The organism is Pseudomonas sp. GW821-FHT01E10 (assembly GCF_059422365.1).
In genome coordinates this window covers 1-14,915 of record NZ_JBWKWT010000008.1, presented here as the reverse complement: position 1 = coordinate 14,915, position 14,915 = coordinate 1, and the positions used below count along the sequence as shown (strand labels likewise).

15 protein-coding genes and 1 pseudogene are annotated in these 14,915 nt (G+C 59.3%); 10 read left to right on the top strand and 6 right to left on the bottom strand.

What is annotated here, in order from left to right; translation table 11 throughout:
* Window positions 1-62 precede the first annotated feature (62 nt).
* From speB to AC07V0_RS15900, 5 genes are all read left to right on the top strand, one after another.
* Window positions 63-1,013: an agmatinase gene (speB, locus tag AC07V0_RS15920; RefSeq protein ID WP_019648049.1), complete on the top strand. Its 951-nt coding sequence runs from the start codon at window positions 63-65 to the stop codon at window positions 1,011-1,013.
* Window positions 1,014-1,022: 9 nt separating this feature from the next.
* The gene (locus tag AC07V0_RS15915; RefSeq protein WP_018929906.1) at window positions 1,023-1,445 is read left to right on the top strand and encodes a YybH family protein; all 423 of its coding nucleotides are present in this window, start codon (window positions 1,023-1,025) and stop codon (window positions 1,443-1,445) included.
* A gap of 54 nt (window positions 1,446-1,499) precedes the next feature.
* Window positions 1,500-3,011: a purine-cytosine permease family protein gene (locus tag AC07V0_RS15910; protein WP_064619606.1), complete on the top strand. Its 1,512-nt coding sequence runs from the start codon at window positions 1,500-1,502 to the stop codon at window positions 3,009-3,011.
* A gap of 227 nt (window positions 3,012-3,238) precedes the next feature.
* The gene (locus AC07V0_RS15905) at window positions 3,239-4,618 is read left to right on the top strand and encodes a sodium:solute symporter family protein (protein WP_018929904.1); all 1,380 of its coding nucleotides are present in this window, start codon (window positions 3,239-3,241) and stop codon (window positions 4,616-4,618) included.
* Window positions 4,619-4,865: 247 nt separating this feature from the next.
* Window positions 4,866-5,117, top strand: coding sequence for a phosphopantetheine-containing protein (locus tag AC07V0_RS15900; RefSeq protein WP_026345692.1), 252 nt, complete (start codon window positions 4,866-4,868; stop codon window positions 5,115-5,117).
* A gap of 186 nt (window positions 5,118-5,303) precedes the next feature.
* Here the strand turns inward: AC07V0_RS15900 and AC07V0_RS15895 are convergent, their stop codons facing one another.
* Entirely contained in the window at window positions 5,304-5,432 is a 129-nt protein-coding gene (locus AC07V0_RS15895) for a PA1414 family protein (protein ID WP_007914492.1), read from the bottom strand.
* Window positions 5,433-5,572: 140 nt separating this feature from the next.
* Complete coding sequence (gene ptrR, locus AC07V0_RS15890) at window positions 5,573-6,466, bottom strand: putrescine utilization regulator PtrR (protein WP_086946450.1); 894 nt, start codon at window positions 6,464-6,466, stop codon at window positions 5,573-5,575.
* Between the two features lie 104 nt (window positions 6,467-6,570).
* On the opposite strand from ptrR, the gene AC07V0_RS15885 reads away from it, so the two are divergent.
* Window positions 6,571-7,761 carry an MFS transporter gene (locus AC07V0_RS15885; protein ID WP_086946451.1) on the top strand — a complete coding sequence of 397 codons (1,191 nt, stop codon included), beginning with the start codon at window positions 6,571-6,573 and terminating at the stop codon, window positions 7,759-7,761.
* Here AC07V0_RS15885 and AC07V0_RS15880 read toward each other — a convergent pair.
* From AC07V0_RS15880 to AC07V0_RS15870, 3 genes are all read right to left on the bottom strand, one after another.
* Window positions 7,697-8,629: a DMT family transporter gene (locus AC07V0_RS15880; protein WP_064619614.1), complete on the bottom strand. Its 933-nt coding sequence runs from the start codon at window positions 8,627-8,629 to the stop codon at window positions 7,697-7,699. The two genes, AC07V0_RS15885 and AC07V0_RS15880, sit on opposite strands and share 65 nt — an antisense overlap.
* Window positions 8,630-8,794: 165 nt before the next feature.
* Complete coding sequence (locus AC07V0_RS15875) at window positions 8,795-10,240, bottom strand: NCS1 family nucleobase:cation symporter-1 (protein ID WP_086946452.1); 1,446 nt, start codon at window positions 10,238-10,240, stop codon at window positions 8,795-8,797.
* A gap of 334 nt (window positions 10,241-10,574) precedes the next feature.
* Entirely contained in the window at window positions 10,575-11,411 is an 837-nt protein-coding gene (locus AC07V0_RS15870; RefSeq protein WP_007942143.1) for a CvfB family protein, read from the bottom strand.
* A 351-nt stretch (window positions 11,412-11,762) separates the two neighbouring features.
* Here AC07V0_RS15870 and AC07V0_RS15865 point away from each other — a divergent pair, with 351 nt between their 5' ends.
* The 3 genes from AC07V0_RS15865 to AC07V0_RS15855 all read left to right on the top strand — a co-directional run bounded on the left by AC07V0_RS15865 (window position 11,763) and on the right by AC07V0_RS15855 (window position 13,824).
* Window positions 11,763-11,951: a PFL_1563 family small protein gene (locus tag AC07V0_RS15865; RefSeq protein WP_017337097.1), complete on the top strand. Its 189-nt coding sequence runs from the start codon at window positions 11,763-11,765 to the stop codon at window positions 11,949-11,951.
* Between the two features lie 209 nt (window positions 11,952-12,160).
* Window positions 12,161-12,877, top strand: coding sequence for a TorF family putative porin (locus AC07V0_RS15860; RefSeq protein WP_086946453.1), 717 nt, complete (start codon window positions 12,161-12,163; stop codon window positions 12,875-12,877).
* Window positions 12,878-12,954: 77 nt separating this feature from the next.
* A complete protein-coding gene (locus tag AC07V0_RS15855) occupies window positions 12,955-13,824 on the top strand; it encodes a DUF6279 family lipoprotein (RefSeq protein WP_310398352.1) in 870 nt (289 codons plus the stop codon).
* Between the two features lie 18 nt (window positions 13,825-13,842).
* Here the strand turns inward: AC07V0_RS15855 and AC07V0_RS15850 are convergent, their stop codons facing one another.
* Window positions 13,843-14,235 (bottom strand): hypothetical protein, encoded by a 393-nt coding sequence (locus AC07V0_RS15850; protein WP_018929896.1) that lies wholly within the window; start codon window positions 14,233-14,235, stop codon window positions 13,843-13,845.
* A 201-nt stretch (window positions 14,236-14,436) separates the two neighbouring features.
* On the opposite strand from AC07V0_RS15850, the pseudogene AC07V0_RS15845 reads away from it, so the two are divergent.
* Window positions 14,437-14,838 (top strand): annotated as a pseudogene (locus tag AC07V0_RS15845) (DUF899 family protein); the annotation flags it as partial.
* Window positions 14,839-14,915: the final 77 nt, after the last annotated feature.

The window sequence follows — 14,915 nt, the reverse complement described above, 5'->3', positions numbered from 1 at the left end:
TGCCCGTCTCTCCCCGAGCGGCTTACCTGCATAAATAAAACAACGACGATGAGGCCTTACCCGTGGACAAGATTCTTCACCAACCACTGGGCGGCAATGAAATGCCGCGCTTCGGCGGCATCGCCACCATGCTGCGACTCCCCCATTTGCCATCCGCTGCCGGCCTGGACGCTGCCTTTATCGGCATCCCGCTGGACATCGGCACGTCCCTGCGCCCCGGCACCCGTTTCGGGCCGCGTGAAATCCGCGCTGAATCGGTAATGATCCGTCCGTACAACATGGCCACCGGCGCTGCGCCGTTCGACTCGCTGTCGGTTGCCGACATCGGTGACGTGGCGATCAACACCTTCAACCTGCTGGACGCCGTGCGGATCATCGAAGAGGCCTACGACAATATCCTCGAACACGATGTGATCCCCCTGACGCTGGGCGGCGACCACACCATCACCCTGCCGATCCTGCGTGCCATCCATAAAAAGCACGGCAAGGTCGGCCTGGTGCACATCGACGCTCACGCGGACGTGAACGATCACATGTTCGGCGAGAAAATCGCCCACGGCACCACCTTCCGTCGCGCGGTAGAAGAAGGTCTTCTGGATTGCGACCGTGTAGTGCAAATTGGCCTGCGGGCTCAGGGCTACACCGCTGATGACTTCAACTGGAGCCGCAATCAAGGCTTCCGTGTGGTTCAGGCTGAAGAATGCTGGCACAAATCCCTGGCGCCGCTGATGGCCGAAGTTCGCGCGAAAGTCGGCGACGGTCCGGTGTACCTGAGTTTCGATATCGACGGCATCGATCCGGCCTGGGCACCTGGCACCGGCACCCCGGAAATCGGCGGTCTGACGACCATTCAGGCGATTGAAATCGTGCGCGGCTGCCAAGGCCTCGACCTGGTTGGCTGCGATTTGGTAGAAGTCTCGCCAGCGTACGACACCACCGGCAACACCTCGCTGCTGGGCGCCAACCTTTTGTACGAAATGCTCTGCGTACTGCCAGGCGTGGTCCATCGCTGAGGATCGGTCATGAACGAACGTGATCAGGTACTCAATGCCGCCGCCGAACTGGTGTCGGCCTTTGCCCGAAACGATCGCGAAGCCTACTTCGGCGCATTCAGCATCGACGCCAGCTTCGTGTTCTACACCCTCGAGCAGCCCCTGCTGTCGCGCGATGCCTACCAGGCGTTGTGGGACAGCTGGCGTGCCGAGGACGGCTTCGAGGTGCTGTCGTGCACCTCGAGCAACGCCTTCGTCAGCCTGCAGGGTGACGTGGCGATTTTCATCCATGACGTAGCCACCGAGCTGCGCATGCAAGGGGAGCAACACTTCAGCCAGGAACGCGAGACGATTGTTTTCAAGAAACAGGCGTCTGGCCAAGAACAACAAGGCCTATGGCTGGCCTGCCACGAACATTTGTCCGCAATGCCGGAAGGGCTGCCACCCCCTTAGCCAAACAGGTGACGCTCACGCACGATGAGCGCGCCTTTATGATCGGAGCAGATCATGAATAACAACAACAAAGACCAAAGCCTTACGCAAATTGAAACCTACGGGGTCGAGCAGATCCCGGACAACGAACGCACCGCAGGCCCGACGGACTTGTTCCGGATGATCTTCGGCGGTTCCAACACCTTCGCCACCGCCGTGCTCGGCAGTTTCCCGGTACTGTTCGGCCTGTCTTTTCAGGCGGGCGTCTGGGCGATTGTGCTGGGCGTGTTGCTGGGCTCGCTGATCCTCGCGCCGATGGGCCTGTTCGGTCCACTCAATGGCACCAACAACGCCGTGTCGTCCGGTGCGCACTTCGGCGTGCACGGGCGGATCGTCGGTTCGTTCCTGTCGCTGTTGACCGCTATCGCCTTCTTCTCGCTCTCGGTATGGAGTTCGGGTGATGCGTTGATCGGTGGTGCGAAACGCCTGATCGGCCTGCCGGAAACCGACCTGACCCTGGGCCTGGCCTACGGTCTGTTCGCGATCCTGGTGCTGACGGTGTGCATCTACGGCTTCCGCTTCCTGCTGTGGGTCAACAAGATCGCCGTGTGGAGCGCCAGCCTGCTGTTTCTGCTGGGCGTCTTCGCCTTCGCCGGTCCTTTCGATGTGAACTACGCCGGCAGCGTCAGCCTCGGTCAACCGGGTTTCTGGGCGGCTTTCATCGGCGCTGCGCTGGTGGCGATGAGTAACCCGATTTCCTTCGGGGCGTTCCTCGGCGACTGGTCGCGCTACATCCCGCGTGACACCTCCAAGCGCCGGATCATGGCTGCCGTGGTGATCTCGCAGATCGCGACCTTCATCCCGTTCCTGTTCGGCCTGGCCACCGCCACCATCGTAGCGATCAAGGCACCGGACTACATCGCGGCCAACAACTACGTCGGCGGCCTGCTGGCGGTATCGCCGAGCTGGTTCTTCCTGCCGGTGTGCCTGATTGCGGTGATTGGCGGCATGTCCACCGGCACCACGTCGCTGTATGGCACCGGGCTGGACATGTCCAGTGTGTTTCCACGGGTCCTGTCGCGGGTTAAAGCGACGCTGCTGATCGGCGTGATGTCGATTGCCTTCATCTTCATCGGGCGCTTTGCAGCGAACCTGGTGCAGAGCGTGTCGACCTTCGCCGTGCTGATCATCACCTGCACCACCCCATGGATGGTGATCATGATCATCGGCCTGCTGGTGCGTCGCGGCTTTTACTGCCCGGATGACCTGCAAGTGTTCACCCGTGGCGAAAAAGGTGGCCGCTACTGGTTCACCCACGGCTGGAACTGGCGTGGTCTGGGCGCCTGGATCCCGAGTGCCGCGGTCGGTTTGTGCTTCGTGAACCTGCCGGGGCAGTTTGTCGGGCCGCTCGGCAATCTGGCCGGCGGGATCGACATCAGCCTGCCGGTAACCCTCGGCCTGGCTTCGCTGGTGTACCTGACGCTGCTGAGCCTGTTCCCGGAATCGGCCACGGTGTTCGGCCCCAACGATGCACGCAGCAAGGGCACGGATTCGCTCGGTAAACCGGCGATGCGACAAGCCGCCTGATTCAACACGGTGGTCAACAGAACTTCCGTGGCGAGGGAGCTTGCTCCCGCTCGACTGCGCAGCAGTCGCAAAACAGGTTAATGGCGTTCTCCAGAAGAAACCTGGTTGCAGGATTTGGGGATGCTTCGCAGCCCAGCGGGAGCAAGCTCCCTCGCCACAAAAAGCGGTCTCATGGCCATATTGCTATTCAGCCTCACCATAAAAAAGACAATCGGAGACACGCCATCATGGCTTTGGATTTATTCGTCGTACTCATCTACGCCGCCGCGATGCTGATGCTCGGCTATTACGGCATGCGCAAGGCCAAGACCAACGAAGACTTTTTGGTCGCCGGTCGCAACCTCGGCCCGAGCATGTACATGGGCACCATGGCCGCCACCGTTCTGGGCGGCGCGTCCACCGTCGGCACCGTGCGCCTGGGCTACGTCCATGGCATCTCCGGTTTCTGGCTGTGCGCGGCACTCGGCTGCGGGATCGTGGCGCTGAACCTGTTCCTCGCCAAACCGCTGCTGAAACTGAAAATCTACACCGTTACCCAAGTGCTGGAAAAACGCTACAACCCGATGGCCCGCTCCGCGAGCGCGGTGATCATGCTGGCGTATGCGCTGATGATCGGCGTAGTTTCGATCCTGGCAATCGGCACCGTGCTGCAAGTGCTGTTCGGCCTGCCGTTCTGGGTCTCGGTATTGCTCGGCGGTGGCGTGGTGGTGATCTACTCGGCCATCGGCGGCATGTGGTCCCTGACCTTGACCGACATCGTCCAGTTCGTGATCAAGACCGTGGGCCTGATGTTCATCCTGTTGCCGATCTGCCTGTACCGCGTTGGCGGCTGGGATGAATTGGTGTTGAAACTGCCGGCCACTGCCTTCAGCTTCACCACGATTGGCTGGGACACCATCATCACCTACTTCATGATCTACTTCTTCGGGATCCTGATCGGCCAAGACATCTGGCAGCGTGTGTTCACCGTCAAGAGCGCCAAAGTGGCTCAGGTCGCCGGTACCTTCGCAGGCTTCTACTGCATCCTTTACGGCCTGGCCTGCGCCCTGATCGGCATGGCCGCTCACGTGCTGATCCCGGACCTGGACAACGTCAACAACGCTTTCGCCGCCATCGTCAAACTGTCCCTGCCGGACGGTATCCGCGGTCTGGTGATCGCCGCGGCCCTGGCGGCCATGATGTCCACCGCCAGCGCCGGCCTGCTCGCCGCTGCCACCACACTGACCGAAGACCTGCTGCCGAAACTGCGTGGAGGCAAACAGTCGAGCCTGGGCATGAACCGCCTGTTCACTCTGTTGACCGGCATCGTCGTACTCGGCATCGCTCTGGTCGTACATGACGTGATCAGCGCGCTGACCCTGGCTTACAACCTGTTGGTGGGCGGCATGCTGATCCCGCTGATCGGCGCGATCTTCTGGAAACGCGCAAACACCGCCGGCGCCATCGCCAGCATGGGCCTGGGCTTTGCCACTGCGCTGCTGTTCATGATCAAGGACGGTATGGACGCCAATACTCCGATCTACTACAGCCTCGGCGTGGGCCTGGTGAGTTTCGTGGTGGTCAGCCTTCTGTCCCGTCGCCCGGCCGTAGTGGCGAGCGCTGCCTAAGACTTCTATAACGACCTGATGCTTTCTTCGGCGGGTGTGGCGTCGGTTGCCACACCCGTTTTTTTTCGCCTGAAGGAATTTGCCCATGAAGATCGTCAGCCGCGATCAGTGGTTCAAGATCGAACGCATTTCGGTAGCCTTCCGGAGAGTATCTGCGCTCGATGATTGACGAGTGGCAGCGCCGACACGCCTGAAGCCTGCTGTACTCAGCGTCAGGGACCTCATAACGTTCTCGAAGAAGGACCTCATGACAAGAGCCGCCGTTCGTGCCGCCGTGCATCGTCGCATCCGCCGCCTGCTGGAAAACCAGGATGACTTCGACGACAACACCAACCTGATGCAGTTGGGCTTGGACAAAGAGGATATTGAAGAGCTGATCTTCCGCCTGGAGGATCAGTTGGGGTTGACGGCGTTTACCGCCGAAGAAGACCGGATTCTCAAGACTGCCAGGACGGCGAATGACTTGACCCGGTTTTTGATTGAGATTGGGCGGTATTGAAACGGATTGCTAAATACATCCGATGGGCCGAACGAACCTCTGTGGCGAGGGAGCTTGCTCCCGCTCGATTGCGCAGCAATCGCAAGCTGCACTCGCGCTCAAGCTGACCCACCTGAGTGGCGATGAATGGGGCCGCTGCGCGCCCCAGCGGGAGCAAGCTCCCTCGCCACAGGTGATTTGCCAGACTTACCGACGGCGCTGCTGGCGGCGACGTTGTTCGTCATCAGTGCGAATTGGCACCGGTTGCAGAGGCGGTTCAATCAAACCGAGTGCGACACCCAGGTCATGCAGCCAGTTTTGGATTTTCTCTTTCATGATGCCCCCCTTCAGGGTCGTGCCGAGCGGCCGAAGTTCTGTAGCCCCTTCGCACTGATAATAGTCCGAAGTCCTACGCAATGCTCGCTCAAGATCGCAATGATCTGTTACTGAATTGATCCAAATCCTTGGACGTTAGTTCAAGAAATTGACTGGGCCTGGACCATGGTCGACGGATACACCGCCTGCTGCTGCTCGATCCATGCATTCAGGTTGGCCCCGACCATGCCTTTGCGCCACATCAGCCAGGTGGTCGCGCTGGCAAACGGCTCGGCCAACGGGTGCACCGCCACGCTTTCACGCCCCGGCAGACTGGCGAGCATCGACTCCGACATCAGCGCCACGCCAGAGCCGGCAATCACGCAGGCCAGCATTCCCGGATAAGACTCGATCTCCATGGCTCGGCCCATAGCCGCATGGTCATGGGCAAACCAGGCTTCCAGGCGCATCCGGTAGGAGCAGCCCTGGCGAAACGTGAACACCGAACGCCCTTCGACATCCAGCGCACTGCGCACCGGCGGATGATCGGCCTCGCTGATCAACACCAGCCGTTCGTCGCACAACGGCACGCCGTCGAGCCCGGCCAGTTCCAGCGGGCCGTCCACCAGCGCCGCATCGAGGCGCCCGGTGAGCAACCCTTCGAGCAGTTCACCGCTGGGGCCCGACTGCACTTGCAGGTTCACCGCCGGGTAGCGGCGGTGATAACGCGCCAACAGCTCTGGCAAGTGAATCGCGGCGGTGCTGTACATGGTGCCCAGTACGAAATCCCCGGCCGGTTGCCCGCCCTGCACCGCCGCGTGAGCTTCGTCATGCAAGGCGAACAGCTTGGTGGTGTAGTCCAGCAGGACTTTTCCCGCAGGTGATAACTGCAAACGCTGACGCTCGCGTACGAACAATTCGACACCCAGTTGCTCTTCGAGCTGTTTAAGCCGGGTCGACAGGTTGGAGGGCACGCGATGCAGGCGTTCGGCGGCTCGCGTAATGGAGCCCTCTTCCGCCACCGCTTGGAAGATCCGCAATTGGCTGAATTCCACGCCATTCTCCAAATCAGAACAAGTTTCTCACTATTATTCATTTTTAAAGAAAGTCAATCAGTCCTAGCCTGACGGTCATTGATCCTCGAAACGGAACTCAGACCATGTCCCCGCTGATTCGCTTAACCGCCAGCTTTGTCGCCCTGATGATGGCCATGGGCATCGGGCGTTTCGCCCTCACCCCACAACTGCCGCACTTGCTCAGCGAAGGTCAGATCGACCTGACTGCCGCTGGTCTGATTGCTGCCGCCAACTACCTTGGTTACTTCGCCGGCGCGGTGGATGCGATGTTCGCCCGTCGCCCCGATCAGGTTCGCAGGCGCCTGCTCGGCGGTTTGTGGTTGTGTGTATTGCTGACCCTGGCCTCGTTCTGGGCCAACGGGTTCTGGGCGCATCTGGCGCTGCGTTTCGGCACGGGCGTGGCCAGTGCCTGGGTGCTGGTGATGATTACCGCGTTGAGCCAACCGCTGGCAGCGGCGGCCGGTCGTCCGCGACTCGGCGCCTTGGTGTTTGCCGGACCGGGTCTGGGGATTTTTCTGACAGGGTTGTTGGCCTTGGGCTCGAACCTGCTGGGGCAAACGTCCGCGACCTTGTGGTTGGTGTATGCCGCTGTCGGGCTGGTGATGCTGCTGGCGATTCTGCCGTTCCTGCCGCAGCCGGCCGCCACTTCAACGGTGATACCGCTTGCCACCAAGTCGGCCGCCCAAGGCGTCGGACGCTTACCGGTAATCTATGGGTTGTACGGTCTGGGCTACATCATCCCGGCCACTTTCCTCTCACAAATGGCCAGCGCGCAGTTCCATGGGCAATGGCAAGCCGATCTGTTCTGGCCGTGCTTTGGTCTGGCGGCGGCGACCGGGGTCGTGTTGGTGAGCCTGCGTCGGCACTCCCCGAACGCTACTCGAAATTGGCTGATGGCAACGCTGTGGCTACAGGCCGCCGGTGTGTTTGCTTGCCTGTTGGGCAGCGGCGCCGGACTGGCGCTGGGGGTGATCCTGTGTGGCGGGCCATTCCTGGCCTGCATGCAACTGGTGATGCAGCGCTCCCGGGAACTGGCGCCCCACGCCACCCAGCGCAATGCCGGGCTGCTGACCGCGTGCTTCGCCGTGGGTCAGCTCAGCGGGCCGTTGCTAGCCGCGTTGAGCAGCCATTTCAGCGGTGGCTTGCAACCCGCGCTGGTGATCGCCGGCGGCGGTTTTATCATTGCCGCAGGCTTGTTGCTGCGCCCGATCAGGGTTGCCCAAGTGCTTTGCGCAAACGACGGCGCACCCACTGCTCTGCGCTCACAAAAGTGATCCCGAGCAAAACCAGTACCGCGCCGATCACAAAGTTCAGGCTCAGCTCTTCACCCAGCAGCACCACGCCGAACGTGACGCCGAACAACGGCGTCATGAACGAAAACACCGCGAGGTTCGCCGCCAGGTAACGGCGCAGTAGCCAGAACCACGTCAGGTAGCTGAAGAACGACACCACCAATCCCTGAAACAGCACGCTGGCCACCGCCACCGTGGTCAGGCTGACATGGGTGACCTGACCACTGAGGATCGCAATCAGCAGCAGGCCGACGAAGCCGACGATCAGTTGATAAAACAGCGTCAGGGTCACCGGCGCTTCCGACAGGCGCGAGGCGCGCACCACCACGGTGGTCGCGCCCCACGACGCGCCGGCCAGCACACCCAGGGCATCGCCCATCAACATGCGGTGGTCAAGATTGTCCCAGGACACACCACCGGCAAACGCAATGGCAATGCCAATGAACGCCAGAAAAATCCCCAGCCACTGCACCGGTCTTAAACGCTCACTCGGCAGCAACCAATGCACGCCCAACGCGGTAAAGATCGGCGCGGTGTAGAGAAATACCGACATATGCGCCGCCGTAGTCAGTTGCAGACCTTCGGCAATGAAGAAGAACTCCAGGCCAAACAACGCGCCGGCCAGCAAGCCGCCGCGCCAGGTAGTCCCGACCTGATCCCAACCGCCCTTCCAGCAGATCAATAATCCTACAAGCAACGCGGAAATACCCGACCGCCCCGCCGCCTGCATGACCGGCGCGATGTCGGACGCCGCCCATTTGATCATCACCTGTTGCACACCCCAGATCAGGCACAGCCCGACCATCACTTGCAGGGCAAACCCATCGGCGCTACGCCGGGTGGCGCTCACCGGAACACCTCGACAACACAATCCATGGCAGTGACTCGACAGTAAAAGCAAAGCCCCGGCCTTCCTGCTGAACAGAGGGTGCCGGGGCGAAAAATTATGCTGTCGATTATTAACCAGATGGACAGAAAAAGGTGTCTGCAAAAGACCTTTAAATCGCCACGTACGTCATCCAGCGATGACCAGCGCCGCCGATTGCTGTGCCTGCTCGCGCCTGGCCAGTGCGAAGTACAGGACGCCGCCGAGGAAGCAGCCGGTGAACCAGGCGAAGTTGGCCATCGGCTGCAACACCGGGATGAAAGTGATCGCAACGCCCATCAGGGTGGCAGGAATCAACGCCTTGACCGCCGTCCAGTTGATCCCGCCGCTGTAGTAATAACGCCCGCTCGGGCCGTCATTGAACAGCGCATCGACGTCGATCTTCTGTTTTTTGATCAGGTAGTAATCCACCAACAGAATCCCGAACAGCGGGCCGATGAACGCCGCCAGCACATCGAGGGTGTAGTGGATCACTTCGGGGTTGTTGAACAGGTTCCACGGGGTGATGAAGATTGATGCCACGGCGGCGATCATGCCACCCGCACGCCAACTGATTTTGCTTGGGGCGACGTTGGCGAAGTCGAACGCCGGGGACACGAAGTTGGCGACGATGTTGATGCCGATGGTCGCGGTGACAAAGGCAAAGGCGCCGAGCAGCACCGCCACGCTGTTGTCGATGCGCGCCACGGTGGCGATAGGGTCGTGAAGCATTTCACCGAACACCGGCAAGGTGCCGGAAACGATCACCACGGTCACCAGCGAGAACGCCAGAAAGTTTACCGGCAGCCCCCAGAAATTGCCGCGACGCACGTCATTCATGCTGCGGCAGTAGCGACTGAAATCACCGAAGTTCAGGGTCGGACCGGAAAAGTACGACACCACCAATGCCGTTGCCACGATCACCTGGCCGAAGGCTTCCCAGCCAGACAAGGACTTTTCCGCCAGGGTGAAGCTGATATTGCTCCAGCCGGCCTGCCAGACGATCCAGCCGGCGAGCAGGAACATCACGCCGTACACCACGGGGCCGGCCCAGTCGATGAAGCGGCGGATCGACTCCATGCCGGTCCAGAACACCAGCGCCTGGACGAACCACAGGCTGAGGAAACCGAACCAGCCGAGGTAGGACAAACCGGCAAAGTGCGGTTCGGCGTAGGTCGCCATCGAAGGAAAAAACCGCAGCACGACGATGATGAGTGCACTGGACGCCAGGTACGTTTGAATCCCGTACCAGGCCACCGCAATCAGGCCGCGAATAACCGCAGGAATATTCGCCCCGAACACCCCGAACGCCAGTCGGCAGATCACCGGGTAAGGCACCGCGGCTTGCTGACTCGGCCTGGCCACCAGGTTGGCGATCAACTGCACGATGCAAATCCCGCCGAGCAAGGCAATCAACACCTGCCAACTGGCCAGCCCAAGCGCAAACAAGCTGGCGGCGAACACATAGCCGCCGACGCTGTGCACGTCGCTCATCCAGAAGGCAAAGATGTTGTACCAATTCCATGTCTGCGGCAGTGGCCCCAGGTCCTGGTTATACAGGCGCGGGCTGTAGCCATTGGGCAATCGTTCGGTCATCGCGGGGCTCCTCGAAAGTACAGGCGCGGCCCCCGGGATTGATGCAGCAACCACACTGCGTACGGGAGCCGGCATGGTTTGTATACGAGTTGCTACGCAGAATGCGTGCCATACGATCTAAAGGTGTGACAAATCTGGCTTCCAACCCTGTTCAGAGCACAGCTTTCAAGTCGTAGAGGGGGTGATAATGCCCATGAACAGGGCGTCCGCGCCTGCAAACGGTGCAGGGCGTTATGTATACAAAGAGATGGGTGACTGCTACGCAGAAGGCTACCGTAGGCTGGATCCTTTTTTGATCACAACCTGCGGTAGCGCCTACCGGGGCCGGTGCAGGTCAGCTGAGTTCGATACGATCAGCGTGAATGACGATCTGGCCGTTCTTGTACAACGCACCGATGGCCTTTTTGAAGTTGCCCTTGCTGACGCCGAACATACTGCTGATCAGTGTCGGGTCGCTCTTGTCGCTGACTGGCAGGGTGCCGTTGTTGTCGCGCAACTTGGCGAGAATCTTCGAGTTCAGACTGGTGGCAGCGGCTTCGCCCACCGGCTGCAGGCTCAAGCTGATCTTGCCGTCGGCACGGACTTCTTTGATAAAGCCCTTCTCTTCTTTACCGGCGCGCATGAACTTGAAGATTTCGTTCTTGTGGATCAAGCCCCAGTGCTTGTTGTTGATGATTGCCTTGAAGCCCATATCGGTCGCTTCGGCTACCAGCAAATCAACTTCCTGGCCCGGGGTGTAGTTGGCCGGGGTCTTGTCCAGATAACGGTCCAGACGTGCCGTCGCGGTGATGCGCCGGGTGTGTTTGTCGAGGTAGACGTGCACCACGACATACTCGCCGGCAGTCATCTGGCGCTTTTCTTCGGAATACGGCAGCAGCAGATCCTTCGGCAACCCCCAATCCAGGAACACGCCGATGCTGTTGACTTCAACGACTTTCAAACTGGCGAATTCACCGACCTGAACTTTCGGCTTTTCGGTGGTGGCGATAAGTTTGTCATCGCTGTCCAGATAAATAAAAACGTTGAGCCAATCTTCATCTTCGCTGGGAATATCTTTGGGAATATAACGATTAGGCAGAAGGATTTCGCCATCCGCGCCACCGTCCAGATATAAACCGAAGTTAGTGTGTTTAACCACTTGCAAACTGTTGTAACGCCCGACTAAAGCCATGTCCAATACCCTCATTGCGTGGGCGGCATTCTACCCGGTTTTGCGGGCGGCGTTCGGCGGGCCGGCCCGGTGGCGCGAGAAAATCCACGCAAGGCCCTAATTTCCCTGGGTTTGGCGGGCGTGTTTGGCCGCTCGTCAGGCCGTTCGGGTGGTCTGGACGGTGGCCAGCCCATCCGAAAAGCACTATTTCCCCACTGAGGTTTTTAGTTAAAACAGCAGCTTAGGGGACTATTCCAAATAATAACTTGCGATTATTCGCGCACCTGCCGTGTGTATTTCGGGAGGATATTTACCAAGCAATTGTCAAGTATTTCCTGTACGATGCCTGGCCAAGTTAATTTCTACAGGTTAATGGCCGCCATGCGTGTAAAAGCATCCAACAGCAAAGCAAAGCCAGCTCCAGCCGTTGAAACCAGCGAATCGATCAACAATCAGATCGCTGCGTTCCTCAAGTCCGGTGGCGAGATCCAGCAAATTGCCAAAGGCGTCAGCGGCCAGACGTTCGGCCCGTCCAAGCAGATCACGCTGGGCAAAAAGTAATTCCCCCGCTTTAACTGGTCCCAAAGCGCTTTGAGCTTCGAAGCGCTTGGACTGGAACCCTTCAGCAATACCCCATAAAACAAATCAATATTTCAACAATCGACGAACGGCCCTCGATGCCGAACATTCGCCGGTATGCTTGCACGTGTCTGGATCAAGCGTTTCAGCAGGTTTTCACCACCTGCTCCTCGCAGCTCATGGAGTGACGCATGCTCAAGCCCCTTTTTCTCCTGCTCGCCAGCCTGTTGTGGTGTTCCGTCGCCCATGCGCAAGTCTTCCAGCGCGAATTGGGCGATTTCGATCTCAAACTCGCCACCACCCCCAGCCGCAGCATGGCCCAAGGGCTGGTCAAACCCTCGACGACCGGCTCGTTCCACGGTGGCCTCGACCTGAGCCACGACAGCGGCTTCTACGTGGGCCAATGGTCCCCCAGCATGGGGCTTAGTCCTTCGAGCAACCTTGAAGTCGATTCCTACATGGGCTTTAAACAGCCCTTCGATCACTCCCTCGGCTACGAAGTGGGCATGATCCATTACAGCTATCCCAAAGTGGATACCCTCGACAGCCAGGAGTTGTTCGGCGGCCTGACCCTGCTGGGCAGCCGCTTCGGCGCTGCCTTCAGCAACGACCCGGACAAACAGAACAGCACCCTGTTCGCCGACCTAAGTGGCAATCAGCCGTTCGGCATCGGGGTCAGCCTGAAATACACCACTCACCAGCTCAATACGCCGGTATCCGTTGACGGTGGATATGTAGGCAGTTTTACCGACTGGTCGGTGAAATTGTCCCGGCCGTTCATGGGTATCGACCTGGACTTGATCTACAGTGACTCAAGCCTGAGCGGCAGCGATTGCTCCGCCTATTCCGGCCACAATAGCGAATGCGACGGCCTGGTCACTCTCAAGGCTGTACGCGCCTTCTATTAATCGGCTGAACTGCCAGGCTCGTCCTGCGTTCACATAAAAGAACCCAATAAAAAACCAGGTCTTCGCAAGGGCTTGCCATGTCGCATTGGTTGAAACAGATCACCGTCATCCTCACGCTCAGCCTCGCCGTCGCCGCATGCACCCGCGTGGGCCTGGCTTACCGCAACCTCGATGTGATCATTCCCTGGACGCTCAGCGACTACCTGGACATGAACCGCCAGCAAAAAGACTGGTTGAACGAGCGGCTCAAGGAACACCTGCGCTGGCACTGCACCACACAATTACCCGGTTACCTCGACTGGCTGAATCGTTTACAGACCATGATCGAGACAAACCAGATCACCGACGCCGAGCTGCAAGCCCGTACCCAGGAAGCCAAACAAGCCATCGCCGAAACCGCCCGGGAAATTACCCCATCGGCCATCGAACTGTTGCAAGGGCTGGATGACAAGCAAGTCGCGGAAATGAACGACGCTTTCGCCAAGGACCTGCGCAAACGCCAGGAGGAATACCTCAAACCACCTCTAGAGCAACAGATCAAAGAGCGAAGCAAGCGCATGGAAAAACGCCTGAATGCCTGGCTCGGACCACTCAGCCCAACCCAACAGCAACGGGTGATGGCTTGGTCGAGCGCCCTGGGGGATCAGAACAAAGAATGGATTGCCAACCGCGTCCATTGGCAACAGCAATTCAGCGCGGCGGTCGCGCAACGTCAGAGTCCGCAATTCCCACAGCAAATCGAGACACTTCTGGTTGATCGCGAGAGTTTATGGACCCCCGCTTACCGTGTGGCCTATGCCAACACCGAAGCCCAGGCTCGGGCATTGCTGGTGGACTTGATGGCCGAGAGCACGCCGTTTCAGCGTCAACGGTTGCTGCATAAGATTGAAGACATGCGCAAGGACTTCACTGATTTGAAATGCCTGAAAGCGGCGCAACGAGGATAGGTTCTAAAGCTGCAAGCTTCACGCAATCTGAGCCTTCGACGCCACTTCATCAAACGTCAATTCATCCAGCGCATCTTCCTGCTCATCCAGCACCTGGCGCGGATGCTCATTTCCCGGGATGCTGCTGTCGATCAGGCTCAACAAACTCGAGCCCCGGGGTGTCAATATGTAATTCTCGCCATTGCCACCCTGATCCTCCGGCCGAGGCTCGATATACCCCCGCAACAGCAGTATTTTTTCGTACTCACCGGCCATCGTTTTCAGGCGATCCAGATTCTCGAACGGCTCGCCCGCGGAGGCTTTCGCCGCCGCATACTGCTCGGCATAAGGCCGTGGAGTGAAACTGCGGCCAGCACTGTTCTGCACTTCGTGCAGTAAATGCTCGATCAAATCCCAGTTATAAGTCGTCATCCTGATCAACCTCCAGTGCCCACGAGTGAAATGGCCTTCATAGGTTGTGACCGACAGGGAGTGCAGCCGTTCAGCCGAGTTCTTTCCCCCAACCGACCGGCGGCCTGTCGATTTGAGCGCAGGCCAAACGACTAGGCTGTGTAAGACGGTTTACCCCTCTGCGCGGATCGACTTTCGCCACAGCAAGCAGGAGAAATCAGCATGAACATTCAGACTCATCCGGTCGTGTCCCGGGAAGAATGGCTCGCCGCCCGCAAACAACACCTGGCCCACGAAAAAGCCTTCACCAAAGAACGAGACAAACTCAGCGCCGAACGCCGCGCCCTGCCCTGGGTAAAAATCGACAAACCCTACCGCTTTCAGGGCTCCAACGGCGAACTGAGCCTGACCGACCTGTTCGGCGGCCGCAGCCAGTTGATCGTCTACCACTTCATGTTCGCCGCTGGCTGGGACGAAGGCTGCCCAGGCTGCTCGTTCCTCTCCGACCACATCGACGGCGGCAACCAACACCTGGCCCACCACGACGTCGCCGTGGTCGCGGTTTCCCACGCACCGTTCGCCGAATTCCAACCGTTCAAACAGCGCATGGGCTGGAAATTCGATGTAAGCGCTCCATAAACCCCACCTAGTCAAAAGTGGGCGGCGCGTTTAGCTGTGGGGTCGAGGCTTGCAGTTCCACG

Coding starts and splice junctions, on each gene's coding strand:
- AC07V0_RS15915 (WP_018929906.1), top strand. CDS start 1,023: ATGAACGAACGTGATCAGGTACTCAATGCCGCCGCCGAACTGGTGTCG.
- AC07V0_RS15910 (WP_064619606.1), top strand. CDS start 1,500: ATGAATAACAACAACAAAGACCAAAGCCTTACGCAAATTGAAACCTAC.
- AC07V0_RS15905 (WP_018929904.1), top strand. CDS start 3,239: ATGGCTTTGGATTTATTCGTCGTACTCATCTACGCCGCCGCGATGCTG.
- AC07V0_RS15900 (WP_026345692.1), top strand. CDS start 4,866: ATGACAAGAGCCGCCGTTCGTGCCGCCGTGCATCGTCGCATCCGCCGC.
- AC07V0_RS15895 (WP_007914492.1), bottom strand. CDS start 5,432: ATGAAAGAGAAAATCCAAAACTGGCTGCATGACCTGGGTGTCGCACTC.
- AC07V0_RS15885 (WP_086946451.1), top strand. CDS start 6,571: ATGTCCCCGCTGATTCGCTTAACCGCCAGCTTTGTCGCCCTGATGATG.
- AC07V0_RS15875 (WP_086946452.1), bottom strand. CDS start 10,240: ATGACCGAACGATTGCCCAATGGCTACAGCCCGCGCCTGTATAACCAG.
- AC07V0_RS15870 (WP_007942143.1), bottom strand. CDS start 11,411: ATGGCTTTAGTCGGGCGTTACAACAGTTTGCAAGTGGTTAAACACACT.
- AC07V0_RS15865 (WP_017337097.1), top strand. CDS start 11,763: ATGGCCGCCATGCGTGTAAAAGCATCCAACAGCAAAGCAAAGCCAGCT.
- AC07V0_RS15860 (WP_086946453.1), top strand. CDS start 12,161: ATGCTCAAGCCCCTTTTTCTCCTGCTCGCCAGCCTGTTGTGGTGTTCC.
- AC07V0_RS15855 (WP_310398352.1), top strand. CDS start 12,955: ATGTCGCATTGGTTGAAACAGATCACCGTCATCCTCACGCTCAGCCTC.
- AC07V0_RS15850 (WP_018929896.1), bottom strand. CDS start 14,235: ATGACGACTTATAACTGGGATTTGATCGAGCATTTACTGCACGAAGTG.